Annotated in this window: 19 protein-coding genes and 2 pseudogenes; 16 read left to right on the plus strand and 5 right to left on the minus strand. The window is 59.1% G+C overall.

The window, feature by feature from the left end; all coding sequences use genetic code 11:
* Nucleotides 1–140 precede the first annotated feature (140 nt).
* Entirely contained in the window at nucleotides 141–620 is a 480-nt protein-coding gene (locus tag BZK31_RS01205) for an LEA/WHy family protein (RefSeq protein WP_083180927.1), read from the plus strand.
* A gap of 83 nt (nucleotides 621–703) precedes the next feature.
* On the opposite strand, the gene BZK31_RS01210 is transcribed toward BZK31_RS01205, so the two are convergent.
* A complete protein-coding gene (locus BZK31_RS01210) occupies nucleotides 704–958 on the minus strand; it encodes a hypothetical protein (RefSeq protein ID WP_004882073.1) in 255 nt (84 codons plus the stop codon).
* A gap of 152 nt (nucleotides 959–1,110) precedes the next feature.
* Here BZK31_RS01210 and BZK31_RS01215 point away from each other — a divergent pair, with 152 nt between their 5' ends.
* Entirely contained in the window at nucleotides 1,111–1,428 is a 318-nt protein-coding gene (locus tag BZK31_RS01215) for an ElaB/YgaM/YqjD family protein (RefSeq protein ID WP_083180928.1), read from the plus strand.
* A gap of 86 nt (nucleotides 1,429–1,514) precedes the next feature.
* Here BZK31_RS01215 and BZK31_RS01220 read toward each other — a convergent pair whose 3' ends face one another.
* The gene (locus tag BZK31_RS01220) at nucleotides 1,515–1,865 is read right to left on the minus strand and encodes a hypothetical protein (RefSeq protein WP_167377814.1); all 351 of its coding nucleotides are present in this window, start codon (nucleotides 1,863–1,865) and stop codon (nucleotides 1,515–1,517) included.
* 265 nt (nucleotides 1,866–2,130) lie between these two features.
* On the opposite strand from BZK31_RS01220, the gene BZK31_RS01225 reads away from it, so the two are divergent.
* From BZK31_RS01225 to BZK31_RS01260, 8 genes are all read left to right on the plus strand, one after another.
* Entirely contained in the window at nucleotides 2,131–3,198 is a 1,068-nt protein-coding gene (locus BZK31_RS01225; RefSeq protein WP_083180929.1) for a M4 family metallopeptidase, read from the plus strand.
* 19 nt (nucleotides 3,199–3,217) lie between these two features.
* The gene (locus tag BZK31_RS01230; protein WP_083180930.1) at nucleotides 3,218–3,517 is read left to right on the plus strand and encodes a protealysin inhibitor emfourin; all 300 of its coding nucleotides are present in this window, start codon (nucleotides 3,218–3,220) and stop codon (nucleotides 3,515–3,517) included.
* A gap of 245 nt (nucleotides 3,518–3,762) precedes the next feature.
* Entirely contained in the window at nucleotides 3,763–4,392 is a 630-nt protein-coding gene (locus BZK31_RS01235) for a paraquat-inducible protein A (protein WP_083180931.1), read from the plus strand.
* Complete coding sequence (locus BZK31_RS01240) at nucleotides 4,389–5,003, plus strand: paraquat-inducible protein A (protein ID WP_083180932.1); 615 nt, start codon at nucleotides 4,389–4,391, stop codon at nucleotides 5,001–5,003. The genes BZK31_RS01235 and BZK31_RS01240 overlap by 4 nt, the downstream gene beginning before the upstream one ends.
* A complete protein-coding gene (locus BZK31_RS01245; protein WP_083180933.1) occupies nucleotides 4,996–6,672 on the plus strand; it encodes a PqiB family protein in 1,677 nt (558 codons plus the stop codon). The genes BZK31_RS01240 and BZK31_RS01245 overlap by 8 nt, the downstream gene beginning before the upstream one ends.
* Nucleotides 6,669–7,292, plus strand: coding sequence for a PqiC family protein (locus BZK31_RS01250; protein ID WP_083180934.1), 624 nt, complete (start codon nucleotides 6,669–6,671; stop codon nucleotides 7,290–7,292). Before BZK31_RS01245 ends, BZK31_RS01250 begins: the two co-directional genes overlap by 4 nt.
* A gap of 294 nt (nucleotides 7,293–7,586) precedes the next feature.
* Nucleotides 7,587–8,036 (plus strand): helix-turn-helix domain-containing protein, encoded by a 450-nt coding sequence (locus BZK31_RS01255; protein ID WP_083180935.1) that lies wholly within the window; start codon nucleotides 7,587–7,589, stop codon nucleotides 8,034–8,036.
* A 225-nt stretch (nucleotides 8,037–8,261) separates the two neighbouring features.
* Nucleotides 8,262–9,104, plus strand: a complete 843-nt coding sequence (locus tag BZK31_RS01260) for a class I SAM-dependent methyltransferase (RefSeq protein ID WP_083180936.1) — start codon at nucleotides 8,262–8,264, stop codon at nucleotides 9,102–9,104.
* 305 nt (nucleotides 9,105–9,409) lie between these two features.
* Here BZK31_RS01260 and BZK31_RS01265 read toward each other — a convergent pair whose 3' ends face one another.
* Nucleotides 9,410–10,327: a LysR family transcriptional regulator gene (locus BZK31_RS01265; protein WP_083180937.1), complete on the minus strand. Its 918-nt coding sequence runs from the start codon at nucleotides 10,325–10,327 to the stop codon at nucleotides 9,410–9,412.
* Nucleotides 10,328–10,448: 121 nt separating this feature from the next.
* On the opposite strand from BZK31_RS01265, the gene BZK31_RS01270 reads away from it, so the two are divergent.
* Nucleotides 10,449–11,306 (plus strand): pirin family protein, encoded by an 858-nt coding sequence (locus tag BZK31_RS01270; RefSeq protein WP_083180938.1) that lies wholly within the window; start codon nucleotides 10,449–10,451, stop codon nucleotides 11,304–11,306.
* Nucleotides 11,307–11,566: 260 nt separating this feature from the next.
* Nucleotides 11,567–12,988: a sugar porter family MFS transporter gene (locus BZK31_RS01275; protein WP_083180939.1), complete on the plus strand. Its 1,422-nt coding sequence runs from the start codon at nucleotides 11,567–11,569 to the stop codon at nucleotides 12,986–12,988.
* A 72-nt stretch (nucleotides 12,989–13,060) separates the two neighbouring features.
* Here the strand turns inward: BZK31_RS01275 and proX are convergent.
* Nucleotides 13,061–13,216 (minus strand): annotated as a pseudogene (proX, locus tag BZK31_RS01280) (glycine betaine/L-proline ABC transporter substrate-binding protein ProX); the annotation flags it as partial.
* Here proX and BZK31_RS01285 point away from each other — a divergent pair.
* Nucleotides 13,212–13,622, plus strand: a pseudogene (locus tag BZK31_RS01285) (FAD-dependent oxidoreductase); the annotation flags it as partial. The pseudogenes proX and BZK31_RS01285 sit on opposite strands and share 5 nt — an antisense overlap.
* A 115-nt stretch (nucleotides 13,623–13,737) precedes the next feature.
* Nucleotides 13,738–14,721 carry a GlxA family transcriptional regulator gene (locus BZK31_RS01290; RefSeq protein ID WP_083180940.1) on the plus strand — a complete coding sequence of 328 codons (984 nt, stop codon included), beginning with the start codon at nucleotides 13,738–13,740 and terminating at the stop codon, nucleotides 14,719–14,721.
* An 18-nt stretch (nucleotides 14,722–14,739) separates the two neighbouring features.
* Here the strand turns inward: BZK31_RS01290 and BZK31_RS01295 are convergent, their stop codons facing one another.
* On the minus strand, nucleotides 14,740–15,216 hold the full coding sequence (locus BZK31_RS01295; RefSeq protein ID WP_083180941.1) for a nuclear transport factor 2 family protein: 477 nt from the start codon (nucleotides 15,214–15,216) through the stop codon (nucleotides 14,740–14,742).
* A 150-nt stretch (nucleotides 15,217–15,366) separates the two neighbouring features.
* On the opposite strand from BZK31_RS01295, the gene BZK31_RS01300 reads away from it, so the two are divergent.
* Entirely contained in the window at nucleotides 15,367–16,689 is a 1,323-nt protein-coding gene (locus tag BZK31_RS01300; protein ID WP_083180942.1) for a sensor histidine kinase, read from the plus strand.
* 645 nt (nucleotides 16,690–17,334) lie between these two features.
* On the plus strand, nucleotides 17,335–18,474 hold the full coding sequence (locus BZK31_RS01305; RefSeq protein ID WP_083180943.1) for a pectate lyase family protein: 1,140 nt from the start codon (nucleotides 17,335–17,337) through the stop codon (nucleotides 18,472–18,474).
* Nucleotides 18,475–18,500 lie beyond the last annotated feature (26 nt).

Here is an 18,500-nt window from a genome sequence, read left to right on the forward strand (position 1 = left end):
ACGGTTGAAACAGGCAGATTAGCGGGTATCCATGCAGACGTTGAAACACGAGGTGATCGGACAGGCTCTTCGCCAGCCGGCGAATCTCTGAACAGCCCTGCGGTCTGAGGATGACCGAGTGTGCACCGAGGAATCCGATGATGCTGTCAAACCCGCTGCGGCTGGTGCTTGCGAGTCTGTTGATACTGGCCCTGAGCGCCTGTGCCCTGCTGCCACAACGCGATCCGTTGACCATCAGCGTTGTCGGCATAGAACCATTGCCTGGTCAGGGGCTGGAATTGCGTATGGCCGTCAAACTGCGCTTGCAGAATCCGAACGAAACGGCCATCGATTACAGCGGCGTAGCGCTGGATCTGGACGTCAACGGCCGCCTGCTGGCCTCAGGCGTCAGCAGCCAGCACGGCAGCATCGGCTCGTTCTCTGAAGCGGTGTTGGTAGTACCGGTCAGCGTCTCGGCCTTCGCGGCCTTGCGCCAGGCACTGGGCCTGAGCCAGACCGAGCGCCTGGACAACCTGCCCTACACGCTGCGCGGCAAACTGGCGGGCGGCCTGTTCGGCACCATGCGATTCAAGGACAGCGGCACGCTGGATCTGCGTCAGGCAGAGGGCGATCCGTGGTGACAGGCGGTCGCCAAGGCGTCGTTGAAAGGCGATAGACCGGCCGTGGACGCTGTGCGCAGGCGCCTAAAGCAATGACCTGATGGCTACTTGGCAGCCGCCATCAAACGATTCACTTCACTGCGTACCATGTTGGCGTATTCAGGCGGGCTCATGGTGTCCAGTTCGGAGCGCACCCACTCGGACCACTTGCCCTTGCGCTTGGCACGCTCGCCCATCAACCGCGCGGCCTCGCCCTTGGCCTTGCCCAGATTGCTCTGCCACAAGTCAAACAGCCGGGATTTTTCATCCTCGATAGCGGCACGTTCAGGAAGGGGCCGATTGGCCAGATTGAAACTCATAACATTCACCTACGGCTACAAACGGCTGCATCTTACACCCGCAACCACCTTTTTTTGCAGAGCCCGGCGTCAGGTCGTTCACATTGTTGCAACTTTTCAAGTTGGCCAAGACTCCATTGATCACTATTGCCATCACTTGAAAGGAAAATGCCATGGCTCGTAAGACCTCTGCCCAAAATGCAGCCGATCAGATCAAGGATCAGGCGTTCAGCGACTTGCAGGCACTGATCGAAGAATCCGACAAGCTGCTCAAGGACAGCGCCGCTCTGGTAGGCGAAGACGCAGAAACCCTGCGTGCGCAACTGAGCCTCAAGCTCAAGCAGGCTCTGGACTCGATGGCGAGCGTGCGCGATCGCACCAAGCCAGTGGTTGACGCGACCGAAACCTACATAGGCGGTCATCCATGGCAAACCGTGGCCATTTCCGCAGGCTTTGGTCTGGTGGTAGGTCTACTGCTGGGTCGTCGCTGATCCGCGGCGCAGAATGAAAAAAGGGCGCGATCGCTGCATGGCAATCGCGCCCTTTTTGCTTACAACCTGATCCGCCCGATACAGCGTCAGCGGTTGTATTGCACCACCGATGGCTCGGCGAAGCGATGCGACTTGCTGACCTTGGCCTGCAACGCCACACGCTGCTCTTCGGCTTCGGCCTGACTTGGGTAAGGGCCGACCAGCATCTGCTGCTTGCCGTCGATCGTAACGATGATCGGTGCGTAGCTGCGTTCGAGCAACCAGGCACTGGTATCACTGACCGCCTCTCTGGAGTTCATCTGAAGGAACCACTGGGGACCGGACACCGGCGCAGTCTGGACCGCGTCCTGAGCCTTTTCTTTGGCAGGTGCCCGGGAGTTGCCTGCATCGCATCCGGCAAGCGCCAGCATCGCCATCATCATTACCGTCTTGCGCACGTAAGTCTGCTCCTCGTCTGAAGTGGCGCGAGTCTAGCATTCTCATGCCGCCGATCGGGTGCCTGTGTCGAGGTGACGCAGGGCTGCCGATATCCGGCAAGTGCCCGTTTCTATGGACTATTAGCAGACGAACCGACATTCCGGCTGCCAGTCATCATGTAATCAAATATTTCTTTTGCATAAAACCTATCGTTTACCTGTCCAACACCTGCGACATGTTGATCGGTGGCTTGCTGCCATCGGTGCATTACTACAGGAGTTTCACATGTGCGATAGACACCCTCTGCAGTGCTTCATCCCGCCTTACATGCTCGAGCATATGGCGCAATCTCCCCAGGCCAGCATCAGCGCGCGGGCCATCGCCAATCTGACCGGCAGCTCCGCATTCCTGGCCTCGCGCCTGACCGCCCGAACCATGCCGTCGATGCATGCGATCAAGTCTCCCGGCGGCACAAAACACCGAATGATCCATGACGCCAAAGGCACCGACCAGCTTCCCGGCAAAATGGTGCGCTCGGAAGGTCAGGCGCCGACCGGCGACGAAGCGACGGATGAGGCCTACGAAGGCTCGGGGGATGTCTACGACTTTTATCAGCAACTGTTCGAACGCAACTCACTGGATGATGCAGGCATGGCGCTGGTGTCGACCGTGCATGTAGCCGAGGTGGATTTTCAGGGAGAATACGTGCCGTTGAGTAACGCTTACTGGAACGGCAGTCAGATGGCCTACGGTGATGGAGATGACCTGGTCTTCAAGCGATTCACGGGCAGCCTTGAGGTCATTGGCCACGAACTGACCCATGGCGTGCAGAGCTTTACCTCGAATCTGGAATACCGTGGCCAGTCCGGCGCGCTGAATGAGCACTTTGCCGACGTATTCGGCATGCTGGTTCGCCAGTGGAAGGAAGGCACCAGCGCCGAGGAGTCCGACTGGGTGGTGGGCAAGGAACTGCTGGTGCCCGCACCGACCCGTCGCGGCATCCGCGACATGGAAAACCCCGGAACCGCTTACGCCAACGACCCGGATCTGGGCGATGATCCGCAGCCGGCGACCATGGCCGACCTGTACACCGGTGCCAAGGACCGCGGCGGCGTGCACATCAATTCGGGCATTCCCAACCGGGCGTTCGTGCTGGTCGCCAAGGCGCTCGGCGGAAATGCCTGGGAAGTGGCGGGCAGAATCTGGTATGAAACGATGCTGGAACTGGCGTCCGACAGCCAGTTCGCCGATTGCGCCAGAATCAGCCTGAAAGTGGCCGATGACCCTCGCTTCGGTCCCAATGCGAGAAAAGCCGTTCAGGCCGCCTGGAAAAAGGTCGGGGTCAAGGTTTAACCATTGAAGAGGTGCAACGATGAAGGTCTGTTTGGTGCAATCAGGCGGCTTTGCAGGCGCAATCAAGCGGTGTGAGGTGGACACCGCAACCCTCGACAAACCCGAGGCCGAGCAGTTGCAGCGGCTGGTGAGCGACAGCGGACTGAACGAGTCAGGCGAGGCCTTCAACGAGGACGGACGAGACTTGAATCAGTACGAGATCACCATCGAGGACGATGCGAAAGCCATCTGCACGACCTTCGACGAGCACAGCGTTCCACAGGCGGCGCGTCAGCTTCTGGGCTACCTGAAGGAACGCGCCAGGCCTGGCAAACTCTGACCACGTCACGTCAGAACGGGCCGGCACCGGTATGCCGGTCCGTCGCTGACCACCCAATATCGATCGACTGCATCCAACGCCTGAATAATAGCCCTATGACATCGGAACCACCGCCAGGCTCAGCGGTCAATTCTGCATCCGGTCAAATCGTTACTGGACGCACAGAAAAAAACACCGAAAGCCCATAACGAGGTATCTTTCCGGACCTCGCATTCATAACCCAGACATCTGCATCAACGGCGTCGATGAGCACTGTGCATCCCACTAGACACTCCCCTGACCTGATCATCTGCGAACACTGCGATTCGCTGTATGAGGCCCAGCCGCTGAAACCTGGCGAAGCGGCCTTCTGCCTTCGCTGTCGAGCGGTACTCGGTCGAGGTCGACGCATGACCATCGAGCAGTTGCTGGCGCTGACCATCGCCGCAGCCCTGTTCTTTGTGTTCGCCAATATCTTCCCGGTGATCAGCATCAGCATGAAAGGCCTGACCAACGAGGTCACGCTCTGGCAATCGGTAGAAGCACTGGCTCAAGGCCGAATCACCATCATCGCACTGGTCACAGGCGTCGCCATCATCTTCGCGCCCCTGCTGCAAATTGCACTGCTGCTGTGGGTGCTGCTGCACGCCAACAGGGGCATCATCGCCCCAGGTTTCAAGACCTGCATGCGCGCACTGGAACACTTGCGCCCCTGGAGCATGCTGGAAGTCTGCATGCTCGGTATTCTGGTTGCGATCATCAAGCTGGCGGGCATGCTGGACGTACACCCCGGCGTCGGGCTCTGGGCGATGGCCATGCTGATGGTCCTGATTCTGCTGGTCGCCAACAAAGATATCCGCCGCCTGTGGGACGAGCTGGGAGTCCAGCCTGAATGAATGGCATCCCCTTCGCCCACGAACACAAGCTGTGCCTGTGTCATACCTGCGGTTACGCGTGCCAGGAAGACGCCACCCGCTGCCCGCGCTGCGACTCGCCCGTGCACCGGCGCAAGCCCGACAGCATCAAACGGACCTGGGCCTACCTGATCGCCGCGCTGATCTTCTACATTCCGGCCAACGCATTGCCGGTGATGTACACCAGCCTGCTGGGCAACAGCAGCCAGAACACCATCATGAGCGGCGTCATCGAGTTCTTCGAAAGCGGCTCGTGGGACATCGCGATTCTGATCTTCGTGGCCAGCGTGGTCGTGCCCTGTATCAAGTTCCTGGTCCTCGGCATGCTGCTGATCACCTGCCAGCGTCGCAGTCGCTGGGCCATGCGCGAACGTGCCCGTCTTTACCGGTTCATCGAACTGATCGGCTACTGGTCGATGCTCGATGTGCTGGTCGTCGCCCTCGTGGCATCCCTTGTGCAGTTTCGAGAGCTGAGCACCATCGAGCCCCGGATCGGCATTCTGTTTTTTGGTTTGGTTGTGGTGATGACGATGATCGCCGCCATGAGTTTCGATCCCCGGCTTATCTGGGACGCAGAGGTTGAAGATGTCTGACAATACCCTCCCCCCTTCGGCTTCGATGCCGCGTCCCGAGGTCAAACGCCGCCGCGTGCGCATCTCGCTGATATGGCTGGTGCCCATCGTCGCGGCGCTGATCGGCCTGTCCATGGCCTTTCATGACTGGATGAACATCGGGCCGAGAATCACCGTCAGCTTTCTCACGGCCGAAGGCCTGGAAGCGAACAAGACTCAGGTCAAGTACAAGAACGTGGTCATCGGCATGGTGACGGACATCACCCTGAGTGACGATCGCACCCATGTGCTGGCGACCATTGAGCTCAACAACACCGCGCAACCGTTCACCCGCATCGACAGCCAGTTCTGGGTGGTGCGACCACGCATCGGCGCACACGGCGTGTCGGGCGTTGATACCCTGCTTTCAGGCGCATTCATCGGCGCGGATGCTGGCAGCGCTCAGGACACCAAGAACGATTTCACCGGCCTGGAAACACCACCGCCTGTGACATTCGGTGAAAAAGGCAAGCGTTTCATCCTGCACACCGATGATCTGGGGTCACTGGACATCGGCTCACCCATCTATTTCCGGCGCATTCAGGTCGGCCAGGTAGTTGGCTATGACCTGTCCAAGGACGGCCGTGGCGTCGATATCCAGATCTTCATCAATTCACCGAACGATCAATACATCACCACCGACACGCGGTTCTGGAATGCCAGCGGCGTGGATGTGTCGGTGGGCGCGTCCGGCCTGAAGATCAACACTCAGTCGCTAACCTCGATCCTCTCTGGCGGCGTCGCATTTCGCGAACCCAACTGGAGTCCGGATTCCAAGCTGGCGGACGAGAATGCCGAGTTCCGAATCTTCGAGGACCAGGCTACCGCACTGGCGCCGCCAGATGGTGAGCCGCGCTACATTCGCATGCGCTTCAACCAGTCCCTGCGCGGGCTGACGGTCAATTCGCCGGTCGATTTCCTCGGCGTCAATATCGGTAAAGTCGTTTCGGTGGACCTGGACTACGATCCGGCGACCAAAAGCTTCCCCGGCATCGTTGGCGCAGTCATCTATCCCAAGCGTCTGGGTGCAGCCGAAACCAAGCTCAAGGAGCTGGGCGGCACAGGCGATGAAGAGGAGCAATCTGCCCGGGTGCTGGGCGCGTTCGTCAGCAACGGTCTGCGGGCGCAGGTTCGTAACGGCAACCTGTTGACAGGTCAGCTGTACATCGCCATGGAATTCGATCCAAAGGCGCCAAAAGTGACATTCAACCCCAAAGCCCGTCCGCTGGAGATTCCAACGGTTCCTGGCAGCTTCGATAAATTGCAGGAGCAATTGCAGGCATTCGTTGAGAAACTCAGCAAGATGCCCATCGACCAGTTGGCCAATAACCTCAATGGCAGCCTGAGCGAATTGCAAAAAACCCTCAAACAGGTCAACAGCAGCATTCTGCCGCAGATGCGTGGCACCCTGCAGCAGGCCGAAAAGACCCTCGGCACTGCCAACGATTCGTTCGCCGAAGACTCTCCGGCCCGCCAGCAACTGGGCCAGGCCATGGATGAAGTGCAACGCACCGCACGCTCGGTTCGTGTGCTGACCGACTTCCTCAGCCGCCACCCCGAATCGCTGATACGCGGTCGTACGGGCGATGCCGCCCCTCGCTCGTTCAACGCCCCTTCTTCATCCCGAGCCATTGCGGAGCCTGACCAATGACCCTGCGCCTGAAACTGGCCGTATTGACTGCAGCGCTGGGCATCAGCGCCTGCTCGTCGACGCCGACTCATTACTACACGCTGATCGCGCCGATGACTTCCACCACAGCCACTGCGAATCAGCCCGCACCGTTTCAGTTCGAAATGCTCCCGGTCATCATGCCCGTGCAAGTCGACCAGCCGCCGCTGGTGATACGCCAGGGTGATGGCAGCCTGGCCATTCTGGACACCGAACGCTGGGGTTCGCCGCTGGGTGACGAATTTCACGACGCCCTGACGCCTCAACTCGAACAGCGTTTCGGCAGCCGCGACATGGCCGGTCTCCCCAAGAATACCGAACAGCCGGTGCTGTCCGTGCGCACGGACGTGCGTCGCTTCGAGTCGGTTCCCGGCAGCTACGCACTGATCGATGTGGTATGGACGCTGAGCCAGCGCAGTGCGGGAGCTACGGCGGGCAGCAAGCGAACCAACCTGACCTGCAGCAGCGTTATCCGCGAACAGGCCGGGCCCGGAATGGAAAGCCTGATAATCGCTCATCAGAAAGCCGTCGGCAGGCTGGCCGAGAAGATTGCGGGCACCGCCGAACGCTGGTCGCAACAACCCGCCTCACGCTGCCTCTGACCGACCTGTCAACCGAGGCCGCAACGGCCTCACTGATGCCTGATATCGCTAGTTCGCGTCGCATCCGGTACGGTTTCAGGTCGTTCAACTTGGTACAAAACAGTATCACTCCGTTTAAATCATCCATTACACTGTGCCAGCATTTCAGGCGCCAGTCTGAGGTTCGAGTACACGCTTTGCGGCGTATTGGATCCGGGCACTGTCCCGGTCGCTGTCACATACGTCTGTTGGCAAACCTTCATTATTGCAGCACTGCCGTGAACACTCGGCGGGCGGTTTCTTGAGGACAGATTTATGACAGGAATTGGTCCACGCCTTAAACGGGAACGACTGCGTTTGAAACTCTCCCAGAGCGCACTGGGTGCCATAGGGGGAGTAGAAACCAATGCCCAGGGCAACTATGAAAACGGTATACGCTCACCAAGAGCCGACTACCTGGCGCGTATTTCGGATGCTGGCATCGATGTCAGTTATGTGGTCACCGGGTTTAGCCTGGAGCGCTCCACGCCTCAGACCGAGGCCCATGGAAACACCCATTCTGAACGGTTGAATCGCGTCATCGGGCGCCTGCATGGCAGCCTGCATGAGGTGACACAAAACCTTTACCACGTGACCCGGCTCGTCGAGGCACGCTCCGATGATGACGATCTCGACGTCTCCCATCTTGAAACCATCAAACGCGATGCCGAGGCGATTACCATTGCCGCCGTACGTCTGATCTATATGACATCACGGTTGCGATAGCGCTGTAGAATCCGGTTACAAAGCCGGGCTGGAAGAAATCACCGCTCAGTCATTTTCGCACCATCGCCTGTCTTCTCCGCCGCTATGCTTGATAACGGCCTAGCGAGTCCCCCACGCACCGGGCGCCCTTGAATCGCCCGGTTGATCCGTCCTCATGCCATCTCGTTGTCGATCTTCGCAGCCAAGGGTTCTCGCCCCGCAACCTGCCAGGAAAGGACACCCATCATGCATACCCCACTCGATCTGCGCGCCATGAAGGGCAAGCAGAAAGAAGCCTGGAGCAGTGGCGACTACACCGTCATCGGCACCACGCTAACTCTCACAGGCGAACTATTGGCTGAATCCTGCGACCTTAACTACGACGAAATCGTTCTGGATGTCGCTGCCGGAAATGGCAACGCAACGCTTGCTGCCGCCCGTCGAGGCTGCAAAGTGACCTCCACCGATTACGTTTGCGCACTGCTGGAGCGCGGCCGGGAACGGGCGCGTGCGGAACATTTCGATGTCGCGTTTCAAGAAGCCGACGCGGAGGCCCTGCCCTTCGAGGACGCAACCTTCGACGCGGTGTTGTCGACCTTCGGCGTAATGTTCACCCCTGATCAGAAACAGGCTGCCGCAGAACTGGCACGTGTCTGCCGCCCCTCGGGACGGATCGGCCTGACTTGCTGGACGCCCGAAGGCTTCGTCGGCCAACTGTTCTCGACGCTGGGACGTTACCTGCCATCTCCTGACGGAGCGGCCAGACCTTCGGATTGGGGCATCAAAGGGCATCTGCACGAATTGTTCATCCACCACGCGGCTGACGTTCGGGCAATCCCGAGACAATTCAACTTTCGCTACCGGTCAGCCAGACACTTCATCGAAGTGTTCCGCGACTGGTACGGGCCGATGCACAAAGCCTTCAAGGCGCTTTCCGAAGATCAGGCCGACAGGCTGACCCGCGAGCTCACCGAATTGCTTGTCCGGATGAACCGGTCCGGCAAGGAAACGCCATTGGTTGTGCCAGCGGAATACCTGGAGATCGTGATCACGCGCAACAGGCGGCCTTTTTCGAAAGAAACCGCCTGAGGCTCATGCCTTTTCCAAGGATGCTCTTGCCACTTGCTCTGGAAAAAATCGATGAATGCTCTGATCCGCGCACTGAGGCGTTTTCTGTCCGGGTATAGCAGGTAAACGGGCTCGACTGCCTGCGTACTGCACCTTTCGTTTCGAGCAATGGCACGGGCGCCACGGACCTGATGTCCTGGCCGACATGAAAGTCGGCGAGCCTGACGATTCAGGCACCGGCGCCGAAACGCCCTGCATGAACGACCAGGTGGTCCAAGGGCTGATGAAGCTGAAATCGGGTAAGACGCGATCAGCCGCCCGGTCCTTCAGGTCGGTGGATGCGCGGGAAACTCGTTCATCCGCAGCTTCTCCATGACCAGTTCGATAAATGCTGCGACCGCCAGCGGCAGATGTTGGCGGCTGGGGTACAAGACGTGCAAACCATGGCTGGTGCGCTGGTAGCCAGGCAGTACCGGCACAAGGCGCCCCGCGTCGAGGTCGGCGCTGATCAGGGTCGCTGGCAACAGCGCGATGCCGAGACCCGCCAGCGTGGCGCGGCGCAATGCCTGGGCGGTATTGGCATTGAAACGACTGGCAAGTTGCACCTCATGTTCAGCGCCATCCGTTCCCCACAGTTTCCAGGTGGTCAAGTCACTCGGATGACCCACGCTTACGCAATAATGCCCGCTCAAGGCCTCCAGAGCGTCAGGCACGCCATTGGCCTTCAGATAAGAAGGGCTGGCGACCATCCCCTCCGTTCCCGACTCGATCAACTGACGCCCGACGTACGCCGAGTCGAGCATCGGCCCTCCTCTGAAGGCGATGTCCAGACGATCTGCGATAAGATCCGAGCGGGCATCATCGAGTACGAACTCCAAGTGCACCTTGGGGTAGCGCGCCAGAAAATCAGCGACCCACGGCATGGGGAAGAAATCGAAGAAGTCGGCCATCGCCGCAATACGCACCTTGCCGCTGGGCAGCTCACCACCTGTCAGCAGTTGTTCTCCGGCGTCGATCAGGCCGTCCACCGGGCCCATGCAGCGGTCAAAAAACACCTGTCCCGTCTGCGTCAGTACCAGTTTACGGGTGGAACGCTGCAGCAGTCGTGCGCCCAGATGCGCTTCCAGTTGCTGCACTCGTCGACTCACCGTATTGGACGGCACGCCAAGCTGCCTGGCCGCCTGCGCGAAACTGCCGCTACGAGCGACCTGGACGAACAGCGCGACATCGTTGAGATCCAGCATGTGAGCAGCTCATTACATTGAATAATGGATCAGTTAAATCCAACTACACCAACTAATCAACCAATCGATCGGCGCATATGCTGGGGCTCAAGGCGATAAAGCCAATCGAGAGGATCTGTCAATGGCACGCACAGCAGCAGTCAGCGTCACCGTCAACACCAAGCCGCGCGGCATCATTCACCGCACCAAAGGCACCCGCCAAGGGCCGATAACCCGTTTGATGAGTCCCGGCGACCTCGGTCAACATCTCAAGCCTTTTGTGTTTCTCGACCATTTCAATTTCAAGCCCGAACCGGATCAGAAAGGCTTTGGCATGCATCCCCACTCCGGCATCGCGACGCTCACTTACCTGATCGAAGGCGAAGTGACCTATGAGGACACCACTGGCAAATCCGGCGTGCTGCCCAAAGGCGGCGTGGAATGGATGAGTGCGGGCAACGGCGTATGGCACACCGGCAATGCAGTCAGCGGCTCTTCAATGGCAGGGTTCCAGCTCTGGGTGGCCCTGCCAGCCGCGCTGGAAAACGGCCCGCCGCTCAGTGTTTATCTGGCGGCCGCACAAGTGGCTGAAGAAGGCCCTGCCCGCGTTTTGCTGGGGCAATACGGGGCAGCGAAGAGCAGCATTCCGGCTCCGGAGGGCATGAACTACCTCGCGGTCAACCTGAAGGACGGCGAGCACTGGCGCTACACGCCACCGGACGGCCATACCGTCGGCTGGCTAGCGGTTAACACCGGGCAACTGGAAGCCGACGCCCCGATTCTTGCGGGTGAACTGGCGGTCTTCGAGAATTCGGACCGGGCGATCGATCTCGTGGCACGGGGGGATACCTCGTTCGTCCTGGGCTCTGCCATCAGGCATCCCCATGATCTGGTGCTGGGTTATTACTCCGTACACACCAGCAAAGCCGCGCTGGAACAAGGGGAAGCGGAGATCCAGCGCATCGGCGCTCATCTGCGAAAGGAAGGCCGCCTGGGCTGACGCGCGGCACCACACAGGCTCTCCGCAATGCATGAACGGCTGGAGCGGGCTTCCAGCCATTCATGTAGGCTTTGAAAGCCTTGCACTCGACACGCCGCACGACAAGGCCTCGACCAGACCACACGGCGCCTCCCGGAAACAGACCCAATACATAAGCTGAAACGATTTTCCTTTCTTAGGGAACTCATACCGCCGACATCGCCCTAAGCCTCACATCTGTACTGGCACGACGCTGGTTCCACGTGAAGGACTTTATATTCATGTCTTCAAGCATCACCTCGACAGCGGCTGATCGGCAGGGTCGAAAACAGGCCTCTCCCGGCCGCCTGATCTTCATTTCAGTACTTGTGGCAACGATGGGCGCACTCGCCTTCGGGTACGACACCGGCATCATCGCCGGCGCACTGCCGTTCATGACCCTGCCTGTCGATCAGGGCGGGTTGGGCCTGAACGCGTTCAGCGAAGGCCTCGTCACCGCGTCCTTGATCGTCGGTGCCGCCTTCGGCTCACTTGCCAGCGGTTACATCTCAGATCGCTACGGTCGCCGCGTAACACTGCGTCTGTTGTCACTCCTGTTCATCGTTGGCGCACTGGGCACCGCCACCGCACCCTCGATCCCGTTCATGATCGCCGCGCGTTTTCTGTTGGGCATTGCCGTCGGTGGCGGCTCTGCAACAGTGCCGGTGTTCATCGCCGAGATTGCCGGGCCGTCGCGGCGCGCCCGACTGGTCAGTCGCAATGAACTGATGATCGTCAGCGGCCAGTTGCTGGCTTACGTATTGAGTGCCGTGCTGGCGGCGTTGATGCATACGCCGGGCATCTGGCGCTACATGCTCGCCATCGCGATGATTCCGGGCGTGCTGCTGCTGGTCGGAACCTTCTTCGTACCGCCCTCCCCACGCTGGCTGGCCTCCAAGGGACGCTTCGACGACGCTCAGGATGTGCTGGAGAAACTGCGTGACACCAAGGAAGACGCGCAACGCGAAGTCGATGAGATGAAGGCTCAGGACGAGCAGGCGCGCAACCGCCCTGCCGTCAAGGATCTGCTGCGTCAGAGTTGGGTGATCAAGCTGCTGCTGATCGGTGTGGGTCTGGGCTTCACCGCGCAGTTCACCGGCGTCAACGCGTTCATGTACTACACGCCGATCATTCTCAAGAATACCGGCATGGGCACCAATGCCGCGCTGACCGCAACGATCGGCAACGGCGTGGTCTCGGTCATCGCCACGCTGCTGGGCATCTGGGCAATTGGCCGTTATGGCCGCCGTCACTTGCTGATGACAGGCCTGGTCATGGTCATCCTGATGCAGGCGGCGCTCGGTTGCGTGCTGCAATTCATGCCTCAGAACCTGACGCAGAGCTACGCCGCCCTCGCCTGCATTCTGGTGTTTCTGCTGTTCATGCAGATGTGTATCTCACCGGTTTACTGGCTGCTCATGTCGGAGCTGTTCCCGATGCAGGTTCGCGGCTTGCTGACCGGCGTTGCCGTGTCGATGCAATGGTTGTTCAACGCCTCGGTCGCCTTCGCATTCCCCATCGCGGTCGATGTCATCGGCAACCCGACGTTCTTCGTGTTCGCAGCTATTAATATCGGCTCGCTGGTGTTCGTCTTCCTGTGCCTGCCCGAGACCAAAGGCAAATCACTCGAGCAAATCGAAAAGCATTTGAAAAAAGAGCTGTAAGCAGCTCAATCACCGGCAATGCGTTCGGACCTCAGTGTCCTTACGCACTGCCGGTACTTAGTTGAAAAGCGGTTATCGGGCGGCAGAACGTGCGTCGACCAGCCAGCCGTCGTAAGCCGCACGGTGCGCCACAATCCATTCGGCGGCATGGCGCCTGATATCGGCTGCCGAGTTCTCACCATTGTGCACTTTCGGGTTTTGAGCGCTCTCATCGTCGGTACTGATCTGCACCCGATTCACTTATGATCCCAGTATTCAGGTGACGCCGCAGCGGGTCGCGAACGTTGCACGTGAACAGCGCGTATCACTGGACGCACGCTTCCCGGCACTGAAAGCAGTACCCCTGGAGTTCAGTTGGGCGGGTCGGCTGTGCCTGAGCCGCAACAGCGCCCCGGCGCTTGGCGAGATCGAGGAAAATCTTTATTCGGCCTGTTGCGAAAATGGTCTGGGGACCGTTAAAAGCACCTTGGCGGGCGTCATGGCGGCGGAACTGGCAACCGGCACACACTCTGGATTTCTTGATGAATTCAGTAGCTCGCCTGGCCCCAGCAAGCTGCCCGCCAAGCTGCTGACCAGACTGGGGGGCAGCTCGGTGATAGGCTGGCAGGCCCTGCGGGCCGGTCGCGAGGGCTAGACGCGGCCTGGATGCGGCGGCTCTGATACGACCGTCGGCGTAACCCGGCAAGTGACGACTTCAGCAGCATAAGGTGAAAAGAACGGTGATTGCACGACGACAATTCAGCAGCGCCATGCGAGGCAAGAACCTTCGCTACCTGGGTGACGGTGTTCATGAGCAAAAGCCGCTTACCCGTGTCGCCTTCCTGCTACTCGAACATTTTTCGCTGCCCGCCTTCACTCAAGCGCTGGATACGATCGTCACGGCCAATCTGCTGCGCCCCAAACTGTTTTCTTCCATGACGCTGGGTCTGCGGCCGGGCGAAGTCATCAGCGATCTGGGATTGGTCATTCGACCGGACCGATGCCTGGAAGCGAAAAATGTCCAGAACGTCGACCTGCTGGTCGTCTGCGGTGGCTACCGGACAGAGCTCAAGGCAGACAGTAAACTGATCGACCTGCTCCGGATGGCCGCTGAACACGGTGCTGCCTTGGCCGGACTCTGGAACGGAGCCTGGTTTCTGGGCGCGGCAGGCCTGCTTGAAGGTTATCGTTGTGCCATTCATCCCGAGCATCGCCCTGCCCTGGCCGAGCTTGCCAGGGTCACGCATGTCACCAGCGAACCTTACGTGATTGATCGGGACCGGCTCACCGCTTCCAGCCCGACCGGCGCTTTTCATCTGGTGCTGGGATGGATCAAGTGCCTGCACGACAAAGCGCTGGTGGAAGGCATCGAAGACATTCTGTGCTTTGAGGAATCACGCTATCGACGGGTCAAGCCAAGCGTGCATCTGTCTGTCAGCGCTCCGCTGAAAGAGGTCGTGAAGCTGATGGATGCCAACCTCGAAGAGCCTCTGGAGCTGGAACAGTTGGCGGTCTACTCGGGTCGCTCGCGACGCCAGGTCGAGCGCCTGTTCCGCGAGCAATTAGGCACCACGCCGCAACGCTACTACCTGGAGTTACGCATCACCGAAGCGCGCAGATTGTTGCAACACACTGAAATGTCCCAGCTGGAAGTGCTAGTCGCCTGCGGCTTCGTTTCGCCGAGCCATTTCAGCAAATGTTACAGCTCATTCTTCGGCTATCGGCCGTCCAGGGAAAAACGACTGGTCAAATAGCTTCGCGTCGCCCGGAGCTCACAACCCCAACTCCGACAGCCCCGGATGATCATCCGGGCGGCGGCCAAGGGGCCAGTGGTATTTGCGCTCGGAGGCCTGAATAGGCAGGTCGTTGATACAGGCAAAACGACTGGCCATCAGCCCGTCATCGTTGAATTCCCAGTTTTCGTTACCGTACGAGCGAAACCAGTTGCCCGAATCGTCGTGCCACTCATACGCGTAACGGACCGCGATGCGGTTGCCATCGAATGCCCAGAGTTCCTTGATCAGCCGGTAGTCCAGCTCCTTCGCCCATTTACGCGCCAGAAACTGCCTGGCCTGTTCGCGGTCGGTAATGAATTCGGCGCGATTACGCCAGTGAGTGTCCGGTGTGTAGGCCAGCGAGACTTTCTCGGGATCGCGGCTGTTCCAGCCATCTTCGGCCAGACGGACCTTTTCGATGGCGGATTCGCGGGTAAACGGTGGTGATGGCGGGCGGGTCGCGGCAGATGACATGCTGAAGCCTCAAGGCAGATGGACAGTTGAGATAACCAGACCTTATCCAAAGCTGCAAGCCCCACAACAGGCGTTCGGAAGTCGCTTGCTGTCGTCTCGACTGTACAGGCATCATACCGCCACATTTTGCCCTCGCCGCGATGCTCTCCGATGACTCACCGCCCTGCTCCCTTTCCGGCCAATGAGGCAGATCGAATCCTGTCGCTGGAGCATCTCGGCATTCTGGACAGCGCGCCTGAACAAGGCTTCGACGATGTCGTGCTGTTGGCGACCACGCTGTGCAATGTACCGATCGCAATGGTCTCGCTGGTGGATCGTGAACGCCAATGGTTCAAGGCGTGCATCGGTCTGGATGTGCGCGAGACCCACCGCGACCTCGCGTTCTGCGCCCACGCGATTCTGGCGCCGACGGATGTGCTGGTCGTTGAGGACGCTACACTCGATCCTCGCTTCGAACATAGCGCACTGGTTCTCGGCCCGCCTCACATCCGTTTTTATGCCGGAGCCCCCATCTGCAGCGATTCAGGGCTGCCAATGGGCACGGTTTGTGTGATCGACACCGAACCACGCAGCCTCAGCGATTCGCAGCGCCACGGGCTGCAAGCCCTGGCGCGCCAGACAGCGGCCCTGATGCAACTGCGTATGTTGGGCGAACAGCACGAACAACGGGCCGCAGCGTTGACCCGGGAACTGGAGAATGCACAAGGCCACAACCGCGCCACCGAAAAGAATCTGCGCCATTCACAGCGGGTCTCTTCACTGGGCATGCTGACAGCCAGCATTGCGCATGACTTCAATAACCTGCTTCAGGCACTGAGCGCCAGCCTGCAACTGATCCGCATGAGGGCACGGCGTCCGGCCGACGTGGAAAGCCTCAGCGACACCGGGCTGCAGGCGGTGGAGCATGGCCGTCAATTGGTCAGCCGCCTGCTGTCCAGCGTGCGTCAGGACGGACCGGAACTGATTTGCATCGATGTGAGCGAGCGACTCGAAGCGGCGCAGGACCTGTTGCTGCGCTCGGTAGGCGACGAGATGACGCTGTCGTTCGACCTGACGGCCAGAGGTTGGGGTGTGCTCTGTGTCGAAACCCAACTGCATGCAGCCATTCTGAACCTGCTCGCCAACGCACGGGACGCCATGTCGGGACCGGGCCATGCCTGCATCGCGACACACATGGAAACGATCGCCGACGACCTGCGCCTGCCTGAAGGCGATTACCTGGTCATCAGCGTGAGCGACGATGGGCCGGGCATGCCTGCCGAACTGACATCGCGGATCTTCGAACCGTTCTTCACCACCAAAAAGACCGGACTCGGCACCGGGCTCGGACTGGCGCAAGTGCAGGAATTTGCCGTCAACGCCGGTGGCGGTGTGCGGGTCGAGACCGCTCAAGGCAGCGGCACCTGCATGAAGCTCTACCTGCGAATACTGGGACGCATTGACACCAGCGAAACCGGCGCGACTGAAGCCTGATCGAAACGCATTCGCCCGTTCTCTTCCGAATCAATACCTACCTGACACTCAGTATAAGCAAGTCATACTGTAACGCTCAGCACAGCCTCATTATTCAGCCTGTCAATAACTGCCTATTCATCTGGCGTAAGTGCAGCGATTTCTTTGACCTTCCATATGCTCTTTGCGTGATTTCTCAACACCATCGAAGTATGCACTAAACGCTGGCGGTCTTTGCTCGACTAAAGAATGAGCGCGCATAAACCCTCGTTCCTGCTCACATTTCAAACGGGTATAACCTGCAAAATCCTTACCTGACGTCATACCGGCCCTGAAGAGGCAAATGCGCGCACTCCTAGCGTGACTGCACTGCCTCCGACAAAAAAACGTCTTTTTTTAGGTGCTTGCGTTCACCCCCTTACTTTTACAGACCTCAAGTCCGCTCAGACGGGCCACTTACTCGTCTTAAATGATGACGTGACTAGCAATAATTCTCTCTTACCGGAAATGTCGTCATACAACGCTTCAATTAACTTTTCTGTCATTTATATTCACCCGGCAGCAAACGGATTGTTTGCGCCGCATCCATAGCAAATGGACGTTTGCTGGTGAGACACGCAGTTGCCTCTGCGGGTTGTACCTCAAATTAATCAAGGATCAGATTAAATGGTTAAGTCTCAATATAACCGGTCACTCAAATTCGCCAGCGGGCTATTTGGCTCACTGATGCTGGTCAGCCTTTCCGCTCATGCCGATATTGCCACCGACGTAGCCACCACCGGCTGGGCCACTCAGAACGGTGGCACCAAAGGCGGTTCCAGAGCCGCCGCGAACAATATCTACACCGTCAAGAATGCCGCCGAACTGAAAGCCGCACTGTCCGCCTCGGTGGGCAGCAACGGCCGGATCATCAAGATTACCGGCCTGATTGACGTCAGCGAGGGCAAGCCTTACACCAAGACCTCGGACATGAAAGCGCGAGGCCGTCTGGACATTCCAGGCAAGACCACCATCGTGGGCACCAGCAGCAGTGCGGAAATCCGTGAGGGTTTCTTCTATGCCAAAGAAAACGACGTGATCATTCGCAACCTCACCATCGAAAACCCTTGGGATCCGGAGCCGATCTGGGATGCCGATGACGGCAGCGCGGGCAACTGGAACTCCGAATACGACAGCCTGACCGTCGAAGGTGCCAATAACGTATGGGTCGACCACGTGACCTTCACCGATGGCCGCCGCACCGATGACCAGAACGGCACTGCCAATGGTCGTCCCAAGCAGCACCACGACGGCGCGCTGGATGTGAAGAACGGCGCGAACTACGTCACCATCTCGTATTCAATCTTCAAGAATCACGAGAAGAACAACCTGATCGGTTCTAGCGACAGCCGCACCACCGATGACGGCAAACTCAAGGTCACCATCCACAACACCCTGTTCGAAAACATCTCCGCACGCGCACCGCGTGTTCGCTTCGGCCAGGTGCATCTGTACAACAACTATCATGTGGGCAGCACCAGCCATAAGATCTATCCGTTCTCCTACGCTCACGGCGTGGGCAAGGGTTCGAAGATCTTCTCGGAGCGCAATGCGTTCGAAATAAGCGGTATCAGCGGTTGCGACAAGATTGCCGGTGATTACGGTGGAAGCGTGTACCGCGACACTGGCTCGCGGTTGAACGGCAGCGCGCTGAACTGCGCCTGGACCGACAGCATCGGTTGGACCCCGCCTTACAGCTACAGCCCGCTGGCCGCAGACAAAGTGGCGGCCGACGTCAAGGCCAAGGCTGGCGCCGGCAAGATCTGACATCACGTCTAACCCGCTGCGCAAAA

The organism is Pseudomonas floridensis, from assembly GCF_002087235.1.
Lineage (GTDB): Bacteria > Pseudomonadota > Gammaproteobacteria > Pseudomonadales > Pseudomonadaceae > Aquipseudomonas > Aquipseudomonas floridensis.